The organism is Pseudomonas sp. B6002, from assembly GCF_013385985.1.
GTDB lineage: Bacteria > Pseudomonadota > Gammaproteobacteria > Pseudomonadales > Pseudomonadaceae > Aquipseudomonas.
In genome coordinates this window covers 1-1,257 of sequence record NZ_JACAOY010000049.1, presented here as the reverse complement: position 1 = coordinate 1,257, position 1,257 = coordinate 1, and the positions used below count along the sequence as shown (strand labels likewise).

At 55.9% G+C, this 1,257-nt stretch carries 2 protein-coding genes; both read left to right on the top strand.

Annotation, left to right across the window (positions count from 1 at the left end; all coding sequences use genetic code 11):
• The first annotated feature begins 64 nt into the window (after positions 1-64).
• Positions 65-358, top strand: a complete 294-nt coding sequence (locus HX792_RS30205) for a transposase (protein WP_176999488.1) — start codon at positions 65-67, stop codon at positions 356-358.
• Positions 355-1,218 (top strand): IS3 family transposase, encoded by an 864-nt coding sequence (locus HX792_RS30200; RefSeq protein ID WP_371319393.1) that lies wholly within the window; start codon positions 355-357, stop codon positions 1,216-1,218. The genes HX792_RS30205 and HX792_RS30200 overlap by 4 nt, the downstream gene beginning before the upstream one ends.
• Positions 1,219-1,257 lie beyond the last annotated feature (39 nt).

The following is a 1,257-nucleotide window of genomic DNA, read 5'->3' as shown; positions in this document are numbered from 1 at the left end:
TGGGCCTGTCCCGTGACAACGGACGCCAAGAAGCGATACTTAAATCGTTCTCTTGGAGGTTGCCATGTATCCATCTACTCGCCGTAACTATACCGATGAGTTCAAGACTCAAGCGGTTGCGTTAGCTGAAAGCGTTGGCAGAGCCGAAGCGGCCCGCCAGCTAGAGATGTCCGTCAAAACGCTCGACAACTGGGTGAACGCCACGCGCAAGGGCCAACCGTTGAGTTCGCCCGAGCGCAAGCCCATCACGAAGGAAGGCAGTGAGCTTGCTCGCCTGCGAGCCGAGGTTGCCGAGCTGAAAATGGAGCGTGAAATCCTAAAAAAGGCGGCGGTATTCTTCGCCAGAGAGTCCAGGTGAGATACGCCTTCGTCGCTGCTGAACGGACTCAATACCCGGTGCGGGTGTTGTGTCGGGTGATGGAAGTCTCGACTTCAGGTTTCTACGATTATGCGCTCAGGCAACCTCGCCCTGATCCTGACGCTCAGATTCGCATTGAGTTGCGCAGCGTCTATGCGGCCAGTCGACGCACCTACGGTCGGCCACGGTTGGTCGCCGCCTTGCGCCAGAAATCGTATGCAGTGGGCCACAAACGGGTCAGGCGGTTGATGCGCGAGGAGCGGATACAGGGCAAGTCCAAAGGAGGTTTCAGGCCCTGTACCACTGACAGCAGCCATTATTTGCCGGTGGCGAGCAATGTGTTGGCGCGTCAGTTTTCCATCGATAACCCCACGCCGACCTGGGTCAGTGATATCACCTACCTCCCAACCAGAGAGGGTTGGTTGTATCTAGCGATAGTGTTGAGTATCCAGACCCGCCAGATATTGGGCTACAGCTTGTCAGACCGCATGCCAGATGGCCTGGTCGAAAGTGCGTTTCTGAATGCCTGGAGCGCCTGTTCTGGCACTAGCGGAGCAGTATTTCACTCCGATCAGGGCCGTCAGTACGCAAGCAGTAAGTTCCGTCTAACGCTGGCCAAGAAGGACTTCACCCAGAGCATGAGTCGAAAGGGAAATTGCTGGGACAACGCAGTGGCCGAGAGCTTTTTCGCTACGCTGAAAAGAGAGGAGGCTTTCGGGGTCTACCCCACAAAAAAACAGGCACAGCTATCAATCGCCAGCTATGTGCATGGGTTTTACAACAGCAGTCGACTGCACTCAGCTCTGGGATATCGTTCTCCGAACGAATATGCAAAGAGCTTGAGGCAGAAGACTGGATAGCCAGCTTCTTGGCGTCCGCTGCAGGGAGACAGGCCCATG

Excerpts from the sequence above, each read along its gene's own strand:
- HX792_RS30205 (WP_176999488.1), top strand. The coding sequence starts at position 65 with ATGTATCCATCTACTCGCCGTAACTATACCGATGAGTTCAAGACTCAA.